This is a genomic window from Cupriavidus sp. 05T313 (genome assembly GCF_056396665.1).
In genome coordinates this window covers 1-17027 of sequence record NZ_JBFTLX010000146.1, presented here as the reverse complement: position 1 = coordinate 17027, position 17027 = coordinate 1, and the positions used below count along the sequence as shown (strand labels likewise).

Genomic DNA, 17027 nt, shown 5'->3' with positions numbered 1-17027 from the left:
CCCGTACACCGACGGAGCAAAGGCCGGCAAACCCGACCCGTACACCGACGGCGCCAAGGCCGGCTCGTTCGATCCCTATACCGACGGCGCCAAGACCAAGCAGTAAGCCGCGGGCACAGGCAGCAGGCCGTCCCGCCGGACGGTGCGCCAGCGCACTGTCCGGCCTGCGGGAGGCAGGCAGGATCAGGCCAGCATCGCTTGCCGCATGCACTGGTTTCCCCGCTGCGTGGCGTGGCAGGCCTTCTCCTTTTCGGAGACCATCATGCTAGACGTGCTGATCCTCATGGCTTCCTCCCTGGTGCTGGCAGTGCTTATCTTCAAGGGATAGGGAGAACCAGGGATACCCGGGGAGGACGAGGCGCCGGAAAATCGCGCGCCGCTTACGCAGCCGCCAGCGCTGCCTGGGGACCGCCCATGGTGCCCTCCTCGCGGTAGCGCGCGTGCCAGGCCAGCGCTTCCTCGATAAGGTGCGGCGTATGTCCGCCGCGGCGCGCGGCGCGCGTCACGTAATCACGCAGCAGATCCCGATACAGCGGATCGGCGCAATTGGCAATGACCTGCTGCGCGCGCTCGCGCGGCGCCAGACCGCGCAGATCGGCCAGGCCATGCTCGGTCACGATGACATCGACATCATGCTCGGTGTGGTCCACATGCGAAACCATCGGCACGATGCTGGAAATGGCGCCGGCCTTGGCCACCGACTTCGTGACGAATACGGAAATGTGCGCATTGCGGGCAAAGTCGCCAGAGCCGCCGATGCCGTTCATCATGTGCGTACCGCCCACATGGGTGGAATTCACATTGCCATAGAGATCGCACTCGAGCGCCGTGTTGATGGTGATCAGGCCGAGCCGGCGCAATATCTCCGGGTGGTTGCTGATCTCCTGCGGGCGCAGGATCACGCGTGACTTGTAGCGCTCCAGGTCTGCCAGGAAGCGCGCGTAGACGGCGCTGGTCAAGGTGACGGATGAAGCCGAGGCAAAGGTCAGCCGCCCGGCATCGAGCAGTTCGATCGTGCTGTCCTGCAAGACTTCCGAATACATCGTGAGATCGCGGAACGGCGAATCAATCAGGCCATGCAGCACGGCGTTGGCGATCGTCCCGATGCCGGCCTGCAGGGGTTGCAGTGACGGCGCCAGCCGGCCTGCCCGGACCTCATGCAGGAGGAAATCGTTCAGGTGCCCCGCGATCTGCCGCGTTTCCCGGTCGGGCGGCTGCGCGGTGGATGGACTGTCATCCTTCTGCGTGATCACGATGGCCGCAATCTTCGCGGGATCGACCGGAATATAGGGCAAGCCGATGCGCTGATCCACCGAAACCAACGGGATCGGCTCGCGGTGGGGGCGCTGCGCAGGCAGGTAGATATCGTGCAGGCCCTCGAGGCCGCCCGGCATATTGAGGTTGATCTCGACAATCACCTTGCTGGCCAGCATCGCAAAGCTCGCGGAATTGCCCACCGAGGTGGTTGGCACAATGCCGCCTTCCTCGGTGATCGCCACGGCTTCCACCACCGCCACGTCCACCGGCGCGATCTGCCGCCCGCGCAGTTGCTCCACGGTCTCCGACAAATGCTGGTCGATGAACATCACCTCGCCCGCATTGATCTTGCGCCGCAAGGTCGTGTCGACCTGGAACGGCAAGCGCCGCGCCAGCACATTGGCTTCGGCCAAGAGCTTGTCGGTGTCGTTGCCCAGCGAAGCGCCGGTCATCAGCGTAATGCGCAGCGGTTCGGTCGCCGCGCGCTGCGCCAGCGCCTCAGGCACCGCCTTGCAGTCGCCGGCGCGGGTGAACCCGCTCATGCCCACGGTCATGCCGTCCCGGATCATCGCCGCCGCGGCCTGGGCCGGCATCACCTTGTCGAGCAGACTGGCCAGCCGGATACGTTCCTTGTACATCTTTATGTCTCCATGATGCCTGTCCCGGCGGCTGGGGCTGTACCGCGCGCAGTGGCAGGACCCGGTGCCCCGCTCGGCTCGCGCGTCCTACCGGCCGGTAAGGCGCAGGTAAGCAGTGTAGCCACGGGAAAAGCATTCCTGCGAAGATATAAAATCATAAAAACCAGTCGTAAATTTCATAGCCACCCTTTCGCATGCCAGCGCCTCGCCATGCGGCAGCTCCCCACAGGCGTGCAGCGCACTTTGTGCGCGGCGCCCCCCTTTATGCTCTACAGTAGTTAGCACGGTCATGCTGCCACCGCGAGGACACCGCGCATCGGTGCCACGCCGGGTTATCCCAGCATGAAACTGCCGAAACAAGCCGTCTGGGGGAGACACCATGCTGGCGGAAAGCGAAGCGCGACTGGCCCAGTTGCTGGCCGACCTCATCCAGTTTGCACAGGGCCGCCTGCCCGGCGACACGTTCGTCAAGGTCGAGCCTTTCCTGCGCCACTACTACGACCTGGCCGATGCCGAAGACCTGCTCAAGCGGGAGGTAGCGGATCTCTACGGCGCGGTCATGGCGCACTGGCAGACCGCCCAGCGCTTCGTCCCTGGCAACGCGCGGCTGCGTGTCTACAACCCCAATCTTGAACAGCACGGCTGGCACTCCGATCACTCGGTGGTGGAGATCGTCAACGATGACATGCCGTTCCTGGTCGACTCCGTCACCATGGAGGTCAACCGGCTTGGCCTGGCCTTGCACTCGGCGATTCACCCGGTCTTCCAGGTCTGGCGCAACGCGGACGGCACCATTGCGAAAGTGGGGCTAGGCAGTGAGGGCGACGCGGCCACGAACGAACCCGCCGGCGGCCCGCGCCTCGAATCCTTTATCCATTTCGAAGTGGATCGCTGCGGCGATGCTGCCACGCAAGAAGCCTTGYGCAGCGGCATTGCGCGCGTGCTGGGCGATGTGCRCGCCGCAGTGGAAGACTGGCCGCAGATGACGGCCATCACGCGCACCACCATCGAGAAGCTGGCACAGGGTCCGGAGGGCGGCCAGCCCGATACGCAGGAAGCCTGCGCCTTCCTGGAATGGATGCTGGACGATCATTTCTGCTTCCTGGGCCAGCGCGACTACGAACTCGTGAACCAGGACGGCCGCTTCTACCTGCGTGGCGTGGCTGGCTCCGGTGCCGGCATCCTGCGCGAAAGCCTGCGCACGCCCGACGCGGACACGCTCACCGAGTTGCCCGCGGCGGCCACCACCGTCATCGAGGGCAGTTCGCCGATTTTCCTGACCAAGGCCAACTCGCGGGCCACCGTGCACCGGCCCGGCTACCTGGACTACATCGGCGTCAAGCTCATCGGCGCCGACGGCAAACTGTTCGGCGAGCGCCGCTTCGTGGGGCTCTACACTTCCACCGCCTACATGATGTCCAGCGCGGACATCCCTCTGGTACGCCGCAAGTTCGAGAATATCCTGACCCGCGCCGGGTTCCTGACCAAGGGCCATCTCTACAAGTCGCTGGTCACCATCCTCGAGCAATACCCGCGCGACGAACTGTTCCAGGCCGATGAAGATGAGTTGTTCGGCATTTCTCTGGGCATCCTGCGCCTGCAGGAGCACCAGCGCATTCGCCTGTTCGTGCGGCGCGACCGCTTCGACCGCTTCGTCTCCTGCCTGGTGTTCGTGCCGCGCGACAAGTACAACACCGACTTGCGCCAGCGCATCCAGAAGCTGATGATGACCGCCTTCCACGGCAATAGCTGCGAGTTCACGCCGCAACTCTCCGAGTCGCCGCTGGCGCGCATCCAGCTGATCGTGCGCGGCGATCCCGGCACCATGCCCGATGTCAACGCCGCGGAGCTGGAAGAGCGCATCGTGCAGGCCGCCCGCCGCTGGCAGGACGACCTTGCCGCCGCCCTGCTGGACAGCACCGGCGAAGAGCAAGGCAACCGCCTGCTGCGCCGCTACGGCGACGCCTTCCCCGCCGGCTATCGCGAGGACTACCCGGCTCGCACCGCGGTGCGGGATATCGAACTGATGGAAGCGGCGCAGGCCAGCGGCGGCATCGCCATGAACCTGTACCGGCCGATCGAAGCCGCGCCGGGTGCGTTCCGCTTCAAGGTCTACCGGGCACGCGAGCCGATCGCGCTGTCGCTCAGCCTGCCGATGCTCGAGCATCTCGGCGTGCGCGTGGACGAGGAGCGCCCCTACCTGGTCGAGCCCAACGGCGCGGCGCCGGTATGGGTCCACGATTTCGGGCTGGAAATGGCCGATGGCGTGGCTACCGGCATCGACCTCGGCGCCGATATCGCACGCATCAAGGCGCTGTTCGAGGATGCCTTCGCGCGCGCCTGGAACGGCGAGATCGAGAACGACGACTTCAACCGGCTGGTGCTGCGCGCCGAACTGGCCGCGCGCGACGTGACCATCCTGCGCGCCTATGCCCGCTATCTGCGCCAGGTCGGATCGACCTTCAGCGATGCTTATATCGAACGGGCCCTGACCGGCAACCCGGCCATCGCCTCGCGGCTGGTGGAACTGTTCGTGGCACGCTTCGATCCCGTCGCGGAAAGCGCCCGCGCGGCGCGCTGCGAGCGCCTGCTGCAAGCCATCGGCACCGCCCTGGACCAGGTGCCCAACCTGGACGAGGACCGCATCCTGCGCCTGTTCCTGGGCGTGATCAATGCCACGGTACGCACCAACTATTTCCGCCAAGGCCCCGATGGCGGGCCACGCCCTTACCTCTCGTTCAAGTTCAACCCCGCGCTGGTTTCGGGCCTGCCCGAGCCGCGGCCAATGTTCGAGATCTGGGTCTATTCCCCGCGCGTGGAAGGCGTGCACCTGCGCGGCGGCCCGGTAGCGCGCGGCGGCCTGCGCTGGTCCGACCGGCGCGAGGACTTCCGCACCGAAGTGCTGGGGCTGATGAAGGCCCAGATGGTGAAGAACACGGTGATCGTGCCGGTGGGCAGCAAGGGGGGCTTCGTGGTCAAGCGGCCGCCGGCGGCAACCGACCGCGACGCCTTCCTGCAGGAAGGCATTGCCTGCTACCAGACCTTCCTGCGCGGCCTGCTGGACGTGACCGACAACCGTGTCGCCGGCACCCTGGTGCCGCCCCCGGAAGTGGTGCGCGAGGACGGCGACGACCCCTATCTGGTGGTCGCCGCGGACAAGGGCACGGCGAGCTTTTCGGATTACGCCAACGCGATCTCAGCCGARTACGGCTTCTGGCTCGGCGACGCCTTCGCKTCMGGCGGCTCSGTMGGCTACGACCACAAGAAAATGGCCATCACGGCGCGTGGCGCGTGGGAATCGGTCAAGCGCCATTTCCGCGAGATGGGCATCGATATCCAGTCTACCGATTTCACCGTCGCCGGCGTTGGCGACATGTCCGGCGATGTCTTCGGCAACGGCATGCTGCTGTCGCCCCACATCCGCCTGGTGGCCGCGTTCGACCATCGCCACATCTTTCTCGACCCCAGCCCCGACCCGGCTTCCAGCCTGCGCGAACGCCAGCGCATCTTCGAGCTGCCGCGTTCCAGCTGGGCCGACTACGACATGAGCCTGGTCTCGGCCGGCGGCGGCGTGTTTCCACGCACCGCCAAGACCATCGCCATCACACCCGAGGTGCAAGCCTGCCTTGGCATCACAGCCACTACGGTGTCGCCCGCCGAACTGGTCCACGCCATCCTGCTGGCTCCGGTCGACCTGCTCTATAACGGCGGCATCGGCACGTACGTCAAATCCAGCCACGAGAGCCACCTGCAAGTGGGCGACCRCAGCAACGACGCGGTCCGCGTCAACGGCGCCGAGCTGCGCTGCAAGGTAGTCGGCGAAGGCGGCAACCTTGGCTTCACGCAACTTGGCCGCATCGAATTCGCGCTCAATGGCGGACGCATCAATACCGATGCCATCGACAATTCCGCCGGCGTGGATTGCTCGGATCACGAGGTCAATATCAAGATCCTGCTCGGGCTGGCGGTGGCGGATGGCGAGATGACCGAAAAGCAGCGCAACAAGCTGCTGGCGGAAATGACGGACGAGGTCGGCCTGCTGGTGTTGGAAGACAACTACTACCAGACCCAGGCGCTGTCCGTGGCGGGCCGCAACGCCGCCTCGCTGATCGATGCGGAAGGCAGGCTGATCCGCTGGCTGGAGCGCGCAGGCCGCCTCAAGCGCGCGCTGGAATTCCTGCCAACGGAGGACGAACTGGCGGAACGCAAGGCCGCCGGACTGGGACTGACCTCGCCCGAGCGGGCGGTGCTGCTGGCCTACAGCAAGATGTGGCTGTATGACGAATTGCTTGCCTCGAACTTGCCCGAGGACCCGCTGGTGGCCGGCCTGTTGCCCGCCTACTTCCCGCAGCCGCTGCGCGAGCGGCATGCCGACACCATGCTGCGCCACCCGCTGCGCCGCGAGATCCTTTCCACGCACCTGACCAATACACTGGTCAACCGTGTCGGTGCCACCTTTGTCCATCGCATGCTGGAAGAGACCGATGCGCGTCCCGCCGACATCGTGCGCGCCTGTCTGATCGCGCGCGACGTGTTCCGCCTGGAGCCACTCTGGGCGGACATCGACGCGCTGGACAACCGTGTCGACGACGCGGTACAGGCGCAAATGTTCGTCGCTGTGGGGCGGCTGCTGGAGCACGCCAGCCTCTGGTTCCTGCGGCATCCTCAGGCAGGCGGACCGGCAGACAGCCACAGCGCACGCTACGCGGAGGCCGCGGCATGGCTCACGCCGCAATTGCCCGCGCTCCTGGCCGGCCCCGAGGCCACGGCGCTGGCCGAGCGGCGGCAGGCGCTGAGCCAGTCCGGCGTGGGCGATGGCCTGGCCCTGTGCGTGGCTGCGGGAGAAATCTCCGCTGCCGCGCTGGATATTGCCGAGGTAGCCGGCGCCACGCAGCGTAGCCTGGCGCTGGTGGCAGGTGTGTATTTCGCGCTCGACACGGAGTTCAGCTTCGGCTGGCTGCGCGAACGCGCGCTGGCACTGCCTGCCGAGAGCCACTGGGACCTGCTGGCACGCACCACGACACTGGAAGATCTCGGCCGCCTCAAGCGCGCGCTGACGGTAAGCGTGCTGGCGCAACCGCAGGAACTGGACACCCCGGCCCAGCTCATCGAGGCATGGCGAGGTGGCCGGCAGGCGCAGATCGAGCGCTTCTCGCGCATGCTGGCAGACCAGCGTGCAACGGGCGCTGCCGGCTTGTCGATGCTGTCGGTAGCCGTGCGGGAAATCGGCTTGCTGGAGCGCAGCCAGCCGGGCGGGTAGACGCAGACGCTGCCGATTGGAGACAATGGCGGAATGTCAGCCAGCAACGGTACAGCCTCGCTGTACCGTTGCATGCGCTCCAACCGGGAACCCGATGAACAAACCTGCCAAAGCCGCCATCGCGGCGGTGATCGCCGTCGCTGCCAGCAGCTACGCCAGCCCGTACTGGGCGCTCTACCAGATGCGCTCCGCCATCGAAGCGCGGGATGCCGACAAGTTCTCCCGCTATGTCGACTATCCCGCCCTGCGCGAAAGCCTGAAGGCACAGCTGAACTTGTCCCTGCAGCAGAAGCTTGGCGGGACCGGATTGCAGAACATGCCCTTTGCCGGTATCGGGCAAGCGATCGGCCTGGCGGTCATCAACACCATGATCGACACCATGGTGTCGCCCGCCGGCGTCATGGCGCTGATGGCCGGCGAGAAGCCCGGCACGCAGGCGCAGCCGAAGCCCGCACCTCCCGCCCCGCCGGGCATTAATAGCGAGCCGGCCGGACAGGCAAAGCAGGAGGCCGCAAGGGATGCGCTCAAATACGGCCTGTCTTATCGTGGCTGGGGCAGCGTCGAAGCCTCCGCCACCAAGGACAACGGCGAACGCGTTGTCATCGGCCTGAAGCGAGAAGGCCTATGGACCTGGAAATGGAGCAGCATCGTGCTGCCTGAACTCTCCAGGCCCTAGCTTCACCGCCCCCATTTCGCCTCAAGCAACACCGCCGCCTTAATGGCGTCGACGGTCTCTTCTTCGGTCTTGAAGTCCCCCAGCAGCCGCTTTGACTTGCCGCCGAGCACCGCGGCCCGGAGTGCGTTGCCGGAGGCCTCGGAGGTGCCGGGGCTCCAGCAATAGCGCGCGGTCCATGTGCCGTCCTGCAAACGCTCGGCCACCCAGATGACGCGAAAATCCTCGAACACAACCCCGAAAGGTTCGTCTTCGTCCATAACATACCTCCACAACACGCGATCGCTCCCCTCGAACGCCACGGCCGTGCGCGCGCGGGCCGTGTCGGCATCATCGCCCGGTCGGGATCGGCATCGGACCGGGCGACACGTCGCCATCAGTGCGGCGATCTGGTTGTTCAGGACTGAAGGCCGCGTTGCGCCACAGATGGACCTGCATGCCATTGACCATGGCTGTCCGCTGTGACGGTCGATTGCTGCGTCAACGCCCCGTTTTCGCGAGATGCTAGCACGCAGCACGCCCGCCCTGCCAGCCGGTCCGCGTGCCCGTTAGTCGGAGGGAATCTCGTGATTGCCGTGCGCCAGGAGCCCGCCCCGGATATCGCCCAGCACGCGCGGCCTGCGGGGCTGCAGCTCCAGGCCCAGGCGAATCAGCAACTCAAAGGCATCGGCCAGCAGATGCTGCTGGCGCGGCAGCAGGCTGGCGTAGGGCATATCGTAGATGGACTGGTGCGAGCCACGCGCGCCCTTGAAGCCGCGATCGCGCGCCATATCCGACAACAGCGCGGCGAAGCCGTCCAGATCTTCTGCTGCCAGGGCAGTATTGAGCACGGCGGCCAATACGTGGGGGGGCGAAGACCCCCAGCCCATGACATCGGCATTGGCCGCGCCGTCTTCGCAAGCATCGAATGATTTCATATCGGGATTAACGACCGCCAGACCGCGCCATGTAGGCCCACCCTCAAAACTTCTGCCGAATACGAACAATGCTCCGGCTGGCGCATCCGGCGCAAGACAAACCAGCAACCGATCGTGCCAGCGGGCACAGGCACGACGATCAATCAACCCGCGGCATAAGCTACGTGGTCCACGGTCGCGTCGATCAGCCGGCATGCGCGCGCCTGAGCCCGATCGGCCACTTCCAGCAGTTCGCCCTGCTCATGCCCCTCCCAGGATTGCAAGGGCGAAGGATTGCGCACCGCCCCCTTGGCCTCCTGGACGATCGAGGCGTTCACCAGGCACCCCCGCTCCTGCTGCTGCACCGAGATCAAAATCACGTAGCCTCGGTAGTTCTGCGTTCTGGATTCATTCATGAGTAGCGTCTCCCTTTGCGGCCATCGTAGCATGCCGCAGCGCAGCGCCCGGCCAGGGAGAGCGGCGGCGCGAACCCGCCGCCGGGTCTAAGTCCGGTCCTGGGGGCGATCCTGCGGGCGGCGCCCCATGCGCCAGACGTTGGGCGGCTCGCCGTGGGCAGCATTCTGGAACATCCAGGCGCCGCAGACCGTGCAGCGCCATGGCCGGTCCACCCAACGTGAATTGATGTCCAAGCCAAGCGCGCCCGCACCGGATGCAGCCAGATTCTCATGCGGCTGCACCGTGGCCGGTGCGCCAACGAGAAGGTGGCAGGGATCGCAAGCCTGCATGTCGTTACTCCAACGAAGCCCTTACTCCGGCGAAGAGGGAGTGCCGAAGGGATCAGCGCTTTGCTGGCCCGGCACCTCGTTCAGGTCGAATTCGTCGCGTGCCTTGTCCACCACGGCCCGGATACTCCGTTCGTAGCCTGCGGCGTTGCCGAAGACCTTCATATCCCAGTTACGCCCTCTCGCATCGCGTGCATGCGCTTGCGGCACAGGCACCCGGATCTTTGCGCCGTCCTCAATGATGTCATCGATGCGCTGGATGCGCCGGCTTACCTCGTCCTGCAAGGCGCGGGCGGCGCGCTCGCGTTTGGCCATCATGCACTCCTGTCATTCGCAAAAGTCAGCACAAGCGGCATCCGGTGAGGTCTGCTGCCCGGCGCCGTGGGCCGCGAACTCCTGCCCGGCAAGACATGTATGCCGCGCCGTCGATGGGTTGATTGTAGAAGCGGCCAGCACTTCCCGACAAACCTGTTTGCGCTGCAAGACGGGCTCACTTGGCGCATGCCCGATTCTGGGTATGCGTACCCAGAGCCAAGTTATGGCAGGCGGATATAAGAGTTCGCCAACATCATTGGCGACCGCGCTGATACAGAAACAGAAATGAGAAAAGCCCACGTAATCGATTGATTACGTGGGCTCTAATTTGGTCGGGGCGAGAGGATTTGAACCTCCGACCACCTGCACCCCATGCAGGTCGGAAAATACCCGCTACGCCTTGCTACACCTCATGTTGTGATGTTTTCATCCAAGACGGAGCACAAGAAATAGGCACGGCTGCATGCGGGTTGCGCGTCGATGCCGCCCCAGATCTTGGATGGCGCTATACTGTATGGATGTACAGTATTTCCACACAGGAGACCGCCATGACCCACGAATCTGCCGACTGTCCGCTATGCAAATCACCTGCCGAGCGAGCGCCCCTCCGCTCACACGACGGCTATTCGTATGTCTGCCCCTCCTGCGGCTCGTACCATATTGGCGGCCTTGCCTTTGGTAAGGCCATGCACGGCCACATAGCCGCCCATGTCCATGTCGACGTGCGTCGTCTGCAAGCCGAAGGCGAGATTCCGCGCATCGAATTTAACGCGCCCGATTTCGTGGTCAAGCCCGTTGTTCGCGGGAAGCACTAAGCCATGACCACCTTCCGTCCTGCCTCCATCTTCCTCGAATCCCACTTCCTTCCCGGTGACACGGCCGAGCTGCGCCYGGACTGCGAGAACGTTACGGTGACGGCCAACGCGGTGACCGTGCATGGCATCGAGACCCGCCACATAGAGAAGATGGTGTGGACGGCCGACTACCYGTCTTTCGAGCAGGACGGCCAGCACCACCGGATCAAGGTTTCCCGACCGGTGGTCAAGCCGCCCCTACGCGCGCGGTTCCCCCGGCGCTGAATATCCGTACCGCGCACCGCCATGCCACCCGATACCCCCGAGAACTGGATCCGTGCGCTGCGTCACGCCGTGCGCGGCGGCACACCAGATCTTTATGGCGACCCCTTCCGCACGCGATCCTACATCCTCGACCCTTCCGGCAAGCCGGTGGAGGAACTAGAGCGGCAGGTTCATCTCGACTTCCTGACGGGCTGGTTCAAACGATTCGTGCTGCGCACCGATCTGCCAGATCAGAATGCCCGCGTCTGGACGTGCTTCTGCCCGTGGGACACCCCGGTCTTCCTGACGCACCTCATTGCTCCCAGTGTCGACAAGATTTTCACGTCAGCAAGCTGGGCGGAGGCACGGGATAAGCACCGGCGAGTGGCCGAAAAGGCGATGCGCGTGCTACAGCCGGCGGCGAAGTAATCGCCATGGCGCCCAGCTTCCCCATCGGCCCGGATGGCCGTTACCAGTACCCGAAGCGCACGGCCGGCGAGTTGCGCGCTATATATATGCGCAACCCCTGCCCCGAGGTCCGGGACCTGCTGTGGGACATCCACCGCCTGCAGGTCCTGCTGCTGCGGGCCAACCAGTTGCAGCGGGCGTACGGCGGAGGCTGCCACACGTCGCACATGCAGATCTTGGAGACTTTCCGGGCCGAAATTCGGGGCGAGCCGTGCATCGAAGAGCGGGAGGCCTGGGAGCGGGAGTTCTTCGGGCCGCCGATGCAAAGCGTCTACACTCGCAAGAAAAACCGGAGGGACTAACCCAAAAGGAGAGGAGAAGATGGCGCAGGACAATTCATACGAGTTCGTCATCGTGGAGAGCTACTACCCGACTGATCTTTCTGGCCGCCGCGGGAAGATTCACTTCAGGCCTGTGGCCGGCGAGAAATATCCGCAAACGATGAGCGTCGAATGCGCACGAAGGCTTGGAAAGGACTATCCCGTTGGCACAAAATTCCGGCTTTTGGCAAAGCTAACGGACCGAGATGGCAGTGGGGAGTATCTCTACAGCTACCACGGCTGGGAGTACGAGGTGTTGAGATAGGCAGCGACCACGAACACTGGAGATGTCATGTGCAACAACTACGCCCCAGTCCAGCGCCAACTGCTGCGCGACGTCTACGGCGTCGAGCCGCCTCCTCTGGACTACCCGCCTGAGACTTGGCCGGACTATGCCGCACCGATCATCGTCAGCAACGGCGGCGCGCGCCAGGCGTTGGTTGGGACCTTCGGCATGGTGCCCAAGAGCCGGATCCCGCCGGGCGTGGCCAAGTTCGACACCACCAATGCGCGATCAGAGACGGTCGGCGAGAAGCGTTCGTTCTCAGGGCCCTGGAAGAAAGGCCAGCTCTGCCTGGTGCCGGCAACCAGCTTCTACGAGCCGAACTACGAATCCGGGCCCAAGTCGGTCCGGTGGCGGATCTGGCTGAAGGACGAGCCCGAGTTTGCCATCGCGGGCCTGTGGCGCGCCTGGCCGGGCGAGGCCGGCGCCGAGGTCTTCAGCTTCACGATGCTGACCATCAACTCCGACAAGCACCCGGTGATGAACCGCTTCCATGCGCCGGGCAAGGAAAAACGGATGATCGTGATCGTGCCGCGGGCGGAATGGGACGACTGGCTAACCTGTCGGGATCCAGACCGGGCGCGCAGCTTCATGCGGCCCTACCCGCCCGAGCTGATGGATGCCGAGGCGGCGCCGCGCGCGCCGCGAGCAAAGGCTGCCGAGTAGCCCTGCCAATCCCGCCAAGAGAGTTATGTTCTATCGGACCTAACTCCACTAGATTGACTCAGGGCAAACGCGATTGCCCCGCATTCCTTTCAGCACCCGCTTCCTCCTGGCCGCGGGTGCTTTTTTCTTACCGCCAGCGCGCCCGCACCTCGTCCGCCAGGTCCGTACGCCGGTGCCCTCCGTCGCGCCCATCGCTAGTGGGGTATTTGTTGTTGATGCGACGCATTATCATTAACTACGGCAACAGATTGGACCCCCTTGTTGCTATTCCGAGGTGTAGGCGCCATCTCCCTGCGCCTACACCCCTTTCTCCCTCTAAGGTGCTGCCGACCACCAGCGCATCAGCGCATCAGCGCATCAGGGCACCTACGCTTTACCTCAACTCGTTCTCCAGATTCGCCAGCCGCCTCCCCTGCTCCACCGCGCGCTAACCGACAAGCGGCCACGGCAGCCTCCAGCCGGATCTAATACGTCGCGCACTGCGCCACCGCCATCTACGAACACTGCAGTGGTGGCACTTCGCAGGGGATCCCGTCTCCGTCGCCGTCAATCTTCACGCCAGGGCAACTGCGCAGGTAGAAACGGGCCTCCTCGCACGAAGTCATTTGGCTACAGTGCTGCTTCCCCTTGCATTGAAAGACCGGCGACACAGCAGTAGGTGCTTTCGCTTCAATCACGGGTTGAACAGGCTGGGCAGCCTGTTCAACCTTGGTGGATTGCTTGAAATAGAACCAGGCAGCGACGACAGCTACACCGATCAGTACCGGGCGACATGCGCGATTGCCTCAAGCAACTCATCATGCACCGCGCACTTATCATCAAGACCATTGTGTGTGAAGAGAGTCTGCTGGGGCTGCTCAGGTGCCGACTAATAGGTAGGACGGTGTCCGATGGCAGTTTCTCGCGACCCCTCCTAGCCTTAAGGCATCTCTTTCCAGGAGATTCTGAGATGCCAAGCGACATCACGGTTTGTGCCGTAAATGCCAGTTGGGTTCTAAAGGTCTGTGGCGCAACCACCGCAATCCTCGAGTTCGAAAGTCTAGACGAGGCGTTGAGCGTCGGAAGTGCCCTAGCAGCCCGCAAGGGTGTCGATCTCATGTTAGAGGAAAGGAGCGGCAAGGGGCGGTTGATACGTCCAGCACTCGCCTTGGCGGCTTGAGGCAAGCCTGACTTTAGGAGATCGCCATGACATACAAGGGCAACTTCCACGTCATACCTCATGGCAAGGGCTGGGATGTCAGGCAGGATGGTGCCGCGCGCGCGCGATTCCACTACGACACCATGGAAGATGCGATCAAAGCTGGGACCGCGCTTGCCGAGCGCGAAAAAGTTGAGTTGCTGGTGCATGGCAAGGACGGCCAAATCCGCTTTAGTAGCGACATGAAGCATTGAAGTACTACCCCAGCGGGCAGGTCCAACATGAGCCTGCCTGTTTGCGCCTCGCCGCTCGCTCTATCGGCGGGGCGTTTTTCTTCGTGCCGTATGCGGCCTTATGCTTTCGCGATTCGCGAAAATCAGACGAGCGCTGATATCTTTGTCGCGCGAACTTTCCTAGAAGAGAAATATGTCCACTCTGTAGGATGTGAACATGTCGATCACAACCGTCCTGGTGTTGGTTGGCGAAGACGGTCGTTGGGCCGTGGAAACCGATGCCCCCGAAAGTCAGCGTGTCAAATACCCGTCACGAGGCGCAGCCATCTCTGCTGGCGTCCTCATAGCTATGCAAGAAGATGCTTGCCTCCTGATTCATGGAATCGATGAGCATCCTAGCGAGCTCGAGTCCATGAACGTCCAGTCCACTTCGATGCATTGAGGTGCATTGCCCGCTACCGTGATGCCGGCCACCTTGCGCCCTCCCTCCTTGCTTCGTGCTGTCGGACGCTACCTGATAGCCGGCATCTCGCCGTCAGTCTAGAAGTTGGGGATAAACCGCTGTAGGAGACGACGATGAAAGGAGACATTCATGTGATGCCCGCGACTGGAAAGCGTTGGGCAGTTGACGTGGAAAGCACAGAGCAAAGCGTGGTCTTTTACGATACAGAGCAGGAAGCCATCGACGCTGGCAAGGAGAAGGCCAGCCGCGAGCAGGTCGAATTGCTGATCCATGGCCTCGATGGCCGCGTTCGCAAGCGCGATACGTGCGGCCGCAATCCACGAAACAACTGGGGATAGCTACTACTGGCACGCGGCCACCGCCGCCTCCAGTCGGATCTCGTAAGCCGCACGCTGACGCACCTCCACTAGCGCCGCCCGCCCCTTCGTGAACACGTCCGCCGCAGGATCGATCTGATCGAGCGCCCATGCTGGCCGCGCGACCGGCTGCACCTTGCACGGCACCGCCACCGGCACCTCCATCGTCTTCGTCTGCGTGATCACCTGCGGAGCGCCGGCGCAGCCCGCCAGCAACGCCCCCAGCACCAAGAAGCTCTTCATCGCCCGGCCCTCCGTTCTTTGATCGCCTCGGTCAGCAACTCGTCCAGCGAGCCGCATAGGTCGGCCGGTCTGGCCGGCGGGCGCCGCGCCAGGTCGGCGGCCTTGCCCTCCGCCGCCGCTGCGCGGCCCGCGGCCTGGGCCAGCGCCTCCGCAAGCTGCCCAGCGCGCGCCGCAGCCGCCGCCTTCAGCGCCGCGACGGCGCCGTTGGCCTTATCCACGTCGGCGGCGCACCTCTCGTTGGCATCCTGCACGCGGCCGGCGCGCTCGGTGGCCGCCTGCAGCGCCTGGCTGGCAGCCTCCGCGCGCGGCGCGAAATACAGCAGGTAAGCCAGCACCACCGCGAGCACGGCGCCGAGCAGCGCGGCCACGCCACAGGAGCGCCATGGAATCGTCGGCATCAGCATCCCCATCCCTCCGGAAACTCGGCCAGCGGCACGGTCTGGCCCGCCAGCACGTGCGTGCAGTCGCCCAGGAAGATGATCTCGCCGGGCTGCGCTCCGCTGCAGCCAACGAACGAATGGCAGACGATCGCGCGACTGTCGAACCGGCGCCCGTCGAGCGGCGGACACCCGGCCGCCATCCATTGCTCGTACTCGGCCTCGCCTGCCTCGGTGAAATCCGTGCCCGTCACGAGCACGCTGGGGGTGAATATCGGCCGCTCCACGTCGCCGTTCCAGCCCCAGCGCGGGCCCGGCCCGTCACCATGCTGGATCTGGTGAGACTGGCCGCAGCCTGGGCACCAGAAGGAAAGGCAGCCGGCCGCCGGCTGCCGCAGGACTTTCGATAGCGCGCTCATGCCAGCAGGCCTCCCGCCTTCAGGTACACGCCCCGCAGATAGTCCAGCGAGTGTTCGTTCTGGCCATAGCCGGCGCCCGGCAGGCTCGCCCAGATGTTCCGCACCCGGGAGACAGCCTCGTCGAACCGGCCGGCGGCGAGCAGCGGCAGCGCCAGGCGCTCGCGGATCTGCTGCACGGCGATGCGGTCCTGCGACGCTGGGCTGAAGTCGGCCAGGCCGAGCAGCTGCCGGTACGGGTTGTAGTAGCGCGCCAACAGCTGGTAGCGGCCAGCGGCCGTCGAGGACAGGCCGGGCCGGATCTGAATCAGCCGCCGCGGGTGGTCGGCGTAGCTGTGAAACAGGATTGGCGCCGCCGGCTTGCTGCCGACCAGCACGTTGTACCCGTTGTCGGACTTCGCCAGCAGCGCACGGCCCAGCTCGGACACCGCGATGGTGTCCAGGAATGGCCGGATGTTCGGGGTGTCCATATCAGCCATGATTGCCCCCAGTTACTGCATCGCGCACGTCCTCAGCAACCTCGGCCAGATCCTTGTCGCGACGCCGCTCAATGAAGTTGAAGAGCCAGCGGACCACCGCCCAGCCAGGCAGCCCGCAGGCGAACACCAGGCCGAACAGCGCCACCAGCCCGATGTAGTCCTGCGTCCAGATCTGCAGGGAGTAGTGCTGCACCACCGCCGCCCCGCCACCGACGCTCGATACCACCGTCGAGATCAGCGCGACAGCCCATTCCGCTGTGCTGCGCGGCCGCATCATGATCATCACCACGATTGCCGCCAGACCGCTTGCGCCGGCCGCCACGCCGGCGGTGCCGCCGATTGCTTTGAATGCAGCCGCGCCCGCGGCCCCTGCTGCGGCGCTGCCGCTGATTGGTTCAGACATTTGTAACCCCGGAAATGAAAATGCCCGCACGAGGCGGGCCACACGGCATAACGAAAGAAAACTTGACCCCACCGAAGAAGGATTCCTCTCTGGCCGCCCTTAAGTAGCATCCAATGCAACCACCCCACAAAATTAGAAAATGATCTCGTATTTATGGAAAGGCCTTCGTAGATTTGAAGTTGCCGAGCACATTATCGACAACTACATCAGAGATACCGTCGACATGCCGGAACTGGGAAGCATCGTTTATTGCGACCTTTTCCTTGGATACATGGAACACTCCGGCGTCTATATCGGCAACGGAAAAATCGCCCAATTGAACGGCAAGGGGTCCATTGAGGT

At 64.3% G+C, this 17027-nt stretch carries 24 protein-coding genes and 1 tRNA gene; 12 read left to right on the top strand and 13 right to left on the bottom strand.

Annotation, left to right across the window (positions count from 1 at the left end; all coding sequences use genetic code 11):
- The first annotated feature begins 205 nt into the window (after positions 1 to 205).
- Positions 206 to 328: a hypothetical protein gene (locus tag AC1DKD_RS26720; protein ID WP_441627272.1), complete on the top strand. Its 123-nt coding sequence runs from the start codon at positions 206 to 208 to the stop codon at positions 326 to 328.
- Between the two features lie 52 nt (positions 329 to 380).
- Here the strand turns inward: AC1DKD_RS26720 and AC1DKD_RS26715 are convergent, their stop codons facing one another.
- A complete protein-coding gene (locus AC1DKD_RS26715) occupies positions 381 to 1895 on the bottom strand; it encodes an acetyl-CoA hydrolase/transferase family protein (protein WP_441627274.1) in 1515 nt (504 codons plus the stop codon).
- 379 nt (positions 1896 to 2274) lie between these two features.
- On the opposite strand from AC1DKD_RS26715, the gene AC1DKD_RS26710 reads away from it, so the two are divergent.
- Both AC1DKD_RS26710 and AC1DKD_RS26705 read left to right on the top strand, forming a co-directional pair.
- Positions 2275 to 7155: an NAD-glutamate dehydrogenase gene (locus tag AC1DKD_RS26710; RefSeq protein ID WP_477143894.1), complete on the top strand. Its 4881-nt coding sequence runs from the start codon at positions 2275 to 2277 to the stop codon at positions 7153 to 7155.
- 94 nt (positions 7156 to 7249) lie between these two features.
- The gene (locus AC1DKD_RS26705) at positions 7250 to 7831 is read left to right on the top strand and encodes a DUF2939 domain-containing protein (RefSeq protein ID WP_441627278.1); all 582 of its coding nucleotides are present in this window, start codon (positions 7250 to 7252) and stop codon (positions 7829 to 7831) included.
- Between the two features lie 2 nt (positions 7832 to 7833).
- Here the strand turns inward: AC1DKD_RS26705 and AC1DKD_RS26700 are convergent, their stop codons facing one another.
- The 5 genes from AC1DKD_RS26700 to AC1DKD_RS26680 all read right to left on the bottom strand — a co-directional run bounded on the left by AC1DKD_RS26700 (position 7834) and on the right by AC1DKD_RS26680 (position 10195).
- Positions 7834 to 8088 carry a hypothetical protein gene (locus tag AC1DKD_RS26700; RefSeq protein ID WP_441627280.1) on the bottom strand — a complete coding sequence of 85 codons (255 nt, stop codon included), beginning with the start codon at positions 8086 to 8088 and terminating at the stop codon, positions 7834 to 7836.
- 288 nt (positions 8089 to 8376) lie between these two features.
- Positions 8377 to 8745 (bottom strand): hypothetical protein, encoded by a 369-nt coding sequence (locus tag AC1DKD_RS26695; RefSeq protein WP_441627282.1) that lies wholly within the window; start codon positions 8743 to 8745, stop codon positions 8377 to 8379.
- Positions 8746 to 8888: 143 nt separating this feature from the next.
- Positions 8889 to 9140, bottom strand: coding sequence for a hypothetical protein (locus tag AC1DKD_RS26690; RefSeq protein ID WP_276288260.1), 252 nt, complete (start codon positions 9138 to 9140; stop codon positions 8889 to 8891).
- Positions 9141 to 9491: 351 nt separating this feature from the next.
- Positions 9492 to 9782, bottom strand: coding sequence for a hypothetical protein (locus AC1DKD_RS26685; protein WP_477111097.1), 291 nt, complete (start codon positions 9780 to 9782; stop codon positions 9492 to 9494).
- 329 nt (positions 9783 to 10111) lie between these two features.
- Positions 10112 to 10195: transfer RNA gene (locus tag AC1DKD_RS26680), tRNA-Leu, on the bottom strand.
- 135 nt (positions 10196 to 10330) lie between these two features.
- On the opposite strand from AC1DKD_RS26680, the gene AC1DKD_RS26675 reads away from it, so the two are divergent.
- Genes AC1DKD_RS26675 through AC1DKD_RS26650 form a run of 6 tightly spaced genes read left to right on the top strand, consistent with a single transcriptional unit; the run spans position 10331 to position 12577 of the window.
- The gene (locus AC1DKD_RS26675; RefSeq protein WP_477110947.1) at positions 10331 to 10597 is read left to right on the top strand and encodes a hypothetical protein; all 267 of its coding nucleotides are present in this window, start codon (positions 10331 to 10333) and stop codon (positions 10595 to 10597) included.
- A gap of 3 nt (positions 10598 to 10600) precedes the next feature.
- Entirely contained in the window at positions 10601 to 10861 is a 261-nt protein-coding gene (locus tag AC1DKD_RS26670) for a hypothetical protein (protein ID WP_477143893.1), read from the top strand.
- Positions 10862 to 10882: 21 nt separating this feature from the next.
- On the top strand, positions 10883 to 11269 hold the full coding sequence (locus AC1DKD_RS26665) for a hypothetical protein (protein ID WP_477110949.1): 387 nt from the start codon (positions 10883 to 10885) through the stop codon (positions 11267 to 11269).
- A 5-nt stretch (positions 11270 to 11274) separates the two neighbouring features.
- Positions 11275 to 11610, top strand: a complete 336-nt coding sequence (locus tag AC1DKD_RS26660; protein WP_477110950.1) for a hypothetical protein — start codon at positions 11275 to 11277, stop codon at positions 11608 to 11610.
- A 19-nt stretch (positions 11611 to 11629) separates the two neighbouring features.
- On the top strand, positions 11630 to 11893 hold the full coding sequence (locus AC1DKD_RS26655; protein WP_477110951.1) for a hypothetical protein: 264 nt from the start codon (positions 11630 to 11632) through the stop codon (positions 11891 to 11893).
- A gap of 27 nt (positions 11894 to 11920) precedes the next feature.
- Positions 11921 to 12577, top strand: coding sequence for an SOS response-associated peptidase (locus AC1DKD_RS26650; RefSeq protein ID WP_477110952.1), 657 nt, complete (start codon positions 11921 to 11923; stop codon positions 12575 to 12577).
- 494 nt (positions 12578 to 13071) lie between these two features.
- Here AC1DKD_RS26650 and AC1DKD_RS26645 read toward each other — a convergent pair whose 3' ends face one another.
- Positions 13072 to 13227 (bottom strand): excalibur calcium-binding domain-containing protein, encoded by a 156-nt coding sequence (locus AC1DKD_RS26645; protein WP_477143895.1) that lies wholly within the window; start codon positions 13225 to 13227, stop codon positions 13072 to 13074.
- A 535-nt stretch (positions 13228 to 13762) separates the two neighbouring features.
- On the opposite strand from AC1DKD_RS26645, the gene AC1DKD_RS26640 reads away from it, so the two are divergent.
- The 3 genes from AC1DKD_RS26640 (at position 13763) to AC1DKD_RS26630 (ending at position 14749) form a co-directional block, all read left to right on the top strand.
- A complete protein-coding gene (locus tag AC1DKD_RS26640; RefSeq protein ID WP_477110955.1) occupies positions 13763 to 13969 on the top strand; it encodes a DUF2188 domain-containing protein in 207 nt (68 codons plus the stop codon).
- 196 nt (positions 13970 to 14165) lie between these two features.
- Positions 14166 to 14390: a DUF2188 domain-containing protein gene (locus AC1DKD_RS26635; protein ID WP_477110956.1), complete on the top strand. Its 225-nt coding sequence runs from the start codon at positions 14166 to 14168 to the stop codon at positions 14388 to 14390.
- A 134-nt stretch (positions 14391 to 14524) separates the two neighbouring features.
- A complete protein-coding gene (locus AC1DKD_RS26630; protein WP_477110957.1) occupies positions 14525 to 14749 on the top strand; it encodes a DUF2188 domain-containing protein in 225 nt (74 codons plus the stop codon).
- A 3-nt stretch (positions 14750 to 14752) separates the two neighbouring features.
- Here AC1DKD_RS26630 and AC1DKD_RS26625 read toward each other — a convergent pair whose 3' ends face one another.
- The 6 genes from AC1DKD_RS26625 to AC1DKD_RS26600 form a co-directional block, all read right to left on the bottom strand.
- Positions 14753 to 15010, bottom strand: coding sequence for a hypothetical protein (locus AC1DKD_RS26625; RefSeq protein WP_477110958.1), 258 nt, complete (start codon positions 15008 to 15010; stop codon positions 14753 to 14755).
- Positions 15007 to 15408: a hypothetical protein gene (locus AC1DKD_RS26620; RefSeq protein ID WP_477110959.1), complete on the bottom strand. Its 402-nt coding sequence runs from the start codon at positions 15406 to 15408 to the stop codon at positions 15007 to 15009. The genes AC1DKD_RS26625 and AC1DKD_RS26620 overlap by 4 nt, the downstream gene beginning before the upstream one ends.
- Positions 15408 to 15806: a ubiquitination-like system serine protease family protein gene (locus AC1DKD_RS26615; protein WP_477110960.1), complete on the bottom strand. Its 399-nt coding sequence runs from the start codon at positions 15804 to 15806 to the stop codon at positions 15408 to 15410. The genes AC1DKD_RS26620 and AC1DKD_RS26615 overlap by 1 nt, the downstream gene beginning before the upstream one ends.
- A complete protein-coding gene (locus AC1DKD_RS26610; RefSeq protein WP_477110961.1) occupies positions 15803 to 16282 on the bottom strand; it encodes a glycoside hydrolase family 24 protein in 480 nt (159 codons plus the stop codon). Before AC1DKD_RS26610 ends, AC1DKD_RS26615 begins: the two co-directional genes overlap by 4 nt.
- Positions 16275 to 16685: a hypothetical protein gene (locus tag AC1DKD_RS26605; protein ID WP_477110962.1), complete on the bottom strand. Its 411-nt coding sequence runs from the start codon at positions 16683 to 16685 to the stop codon at positions 16275 to 16277. Before AC1DKD_RS26605 ends, AC1DKD_RS26610 begins: the two co-directional genes overlap by 8 nt.
- A gap of 151 nt (positions 16686 to 16836) precedes the next feature.
- A partial coding sequence (locus AC1DKD_RS26600) for a hypothetical protein (RefSeq protein ID WP_477143892.1) occupies positions 16837 to 17027 on the bottom strand: 191 nt, incomplete at its 5' end.

Excerpts from the sequence above, each read along its gene's own strand:
- AC1DKD_RS26720 (WP_441627272.1), top strand. The coding sequence starts at position 206 with ATGCACTGGTTTCCCCGCTGCGTGGCGTGGCAGGCCTTCTCCTTTTCG.
- AC1DKD_RS26715 (WP_441627274.1), bottom strand. The coding sequence starts at position 1,895 with ATGTACAAGGAACGTATCCGGCTGGCCAGTCTGCTCGACAAGGTGATG.
- AC1DKD_RS26705 (WP_441627278.1), top strand. The coding sequence starts at position 7,250 with ATGAACAAACCTGCCAAAGCCGCCATCGCGGCGGTGATCGCCGTCGCT.
- AC1DKD_RS26700 (WP_441627280.1), bottom strand. The coding sequence starts at position 8,088 with ATGGACGAAGACGAACCTTTCGGGGTTGTGTTCGAGGATTTTCGCGTC.
- AC1DKD_RS26695 (WP_441627282.1), bottom strand. The coding sequence starts at position 8,745 with ATGAAATCATTCGATGCTTGCGAAGACGGCGCGGCCAATGCCGATGTC.
- AC1DKD_RS26690 (WP_276288260.1), bottom strand. The coding sequence starts at position 9,140 with ATGAATGAATCCAGAACGCAGAACTACCGAGGCTACGTGATTTTGATC.
- AC1DKD_RS26685 (WP_477111097.1), bottom strand. The coding sequence starts at position 9,782 with ATGGCCAAACGCGAGCGCGCCGCCCGCGCCTTGCAGGACGAGGTAAGC.
- AC1DKD_RS26675 (WP_477110947.1), top strand. The coding sequence starts at position 10,331 with ATGACCCACGAATCTGCCGACTGTCCGCTATGCAAATCACCTGCCGAG.
- AC1DKD_RS26665 (WP_477110949.1), top strand. The coding sequence starts at position 10,883 with ATGCCACCCGATACCCCCGAGAACTGGATCCGTGCGCTGCGTCACGCC.
- AC1DKD_RS26660 (WP_477110950.1), top strand. The coding sequence starts at position 11,275 with ATGGCGCCCAGCTTCCCCATCGGCCCGGATGGCCGTTACCAGTACCCG.
- AC1DKD_RS26655 (WP_477110951.1), top strand. The coding sequence starts at position 11,630 with ATGGCGCAGGACAATTCATACGAGTTCGTCATCGTGGAGAGCTACTAC.
- AC1DKD_RS26650 (WP_477110952.1), top strand. The coding sequence starts at position 11,921 with ATGTGCAACAACTACGCCCCAGTCCAGCGCCAACTGCTGCGCGACGTC.
- AC1DKD_RS26640 (WP_477110955.1), top strand. The coding sequence starts at position 13,763 with ATGACATACAAGGGCAACTTCCACGTCATACCTCATGGCAAGGGCTGG.
- AC1DKD_RS26635 (WP_477110956.1), top strand. The coding sequence starts at position 14,166 with ATGTCGATCACAACCGTCCTGGTGTTGGTTGGCGAAGACGGTCGTTGG.
- AC1DKD_RS26630 (WP_477110957.1), top strand. The coding sequence starts at position 14,525 with ATGAAAGGAGACATTCATGTGATGCCCGCGACTGGAAAGCGTTGGGCA.
- AC1DKD_RS26625 (WP_477110958.1), bottom strand. The coding sequence starts at position 15,010 with ATGAAGAGCTTCTTGGTGCTGGGGGCGTTGCTGGCGGGCTGCGCCGGC.
- AC1DKD_RS26620 (WP_477110959.1), bottom strand. The coding sequence starts at position 15,408 with ATGCCGACGATTCCATGGCGCTCCTGTGGCGTGGCCGCGCTGCTCGGC.
- AC1DKD_RS26615 (WP_477110960.1), bottom strand. The coding sequence starts at position 15,806 with ATGAGCGCGCTATCGAAAGTCCTGCGGCAGCCGGCGGCCGGCTGCCTT.
- AC1DKD_RS26610 (WP_477110961.1), bottom strand. The coding sequence starts at position 16,282 with ATGGCTGATATGGACACCCCGAACATCCGGCCATTCCTGGACACCATC.
- AC1DKD_RS26605 (WP_477110962.1), bottom strand. The coding sequence starts at position 16,685 with ATGTCTGAACCAATCAGCGGCAGCGCCGCAGCAGGGGCCGCGGGCGCG.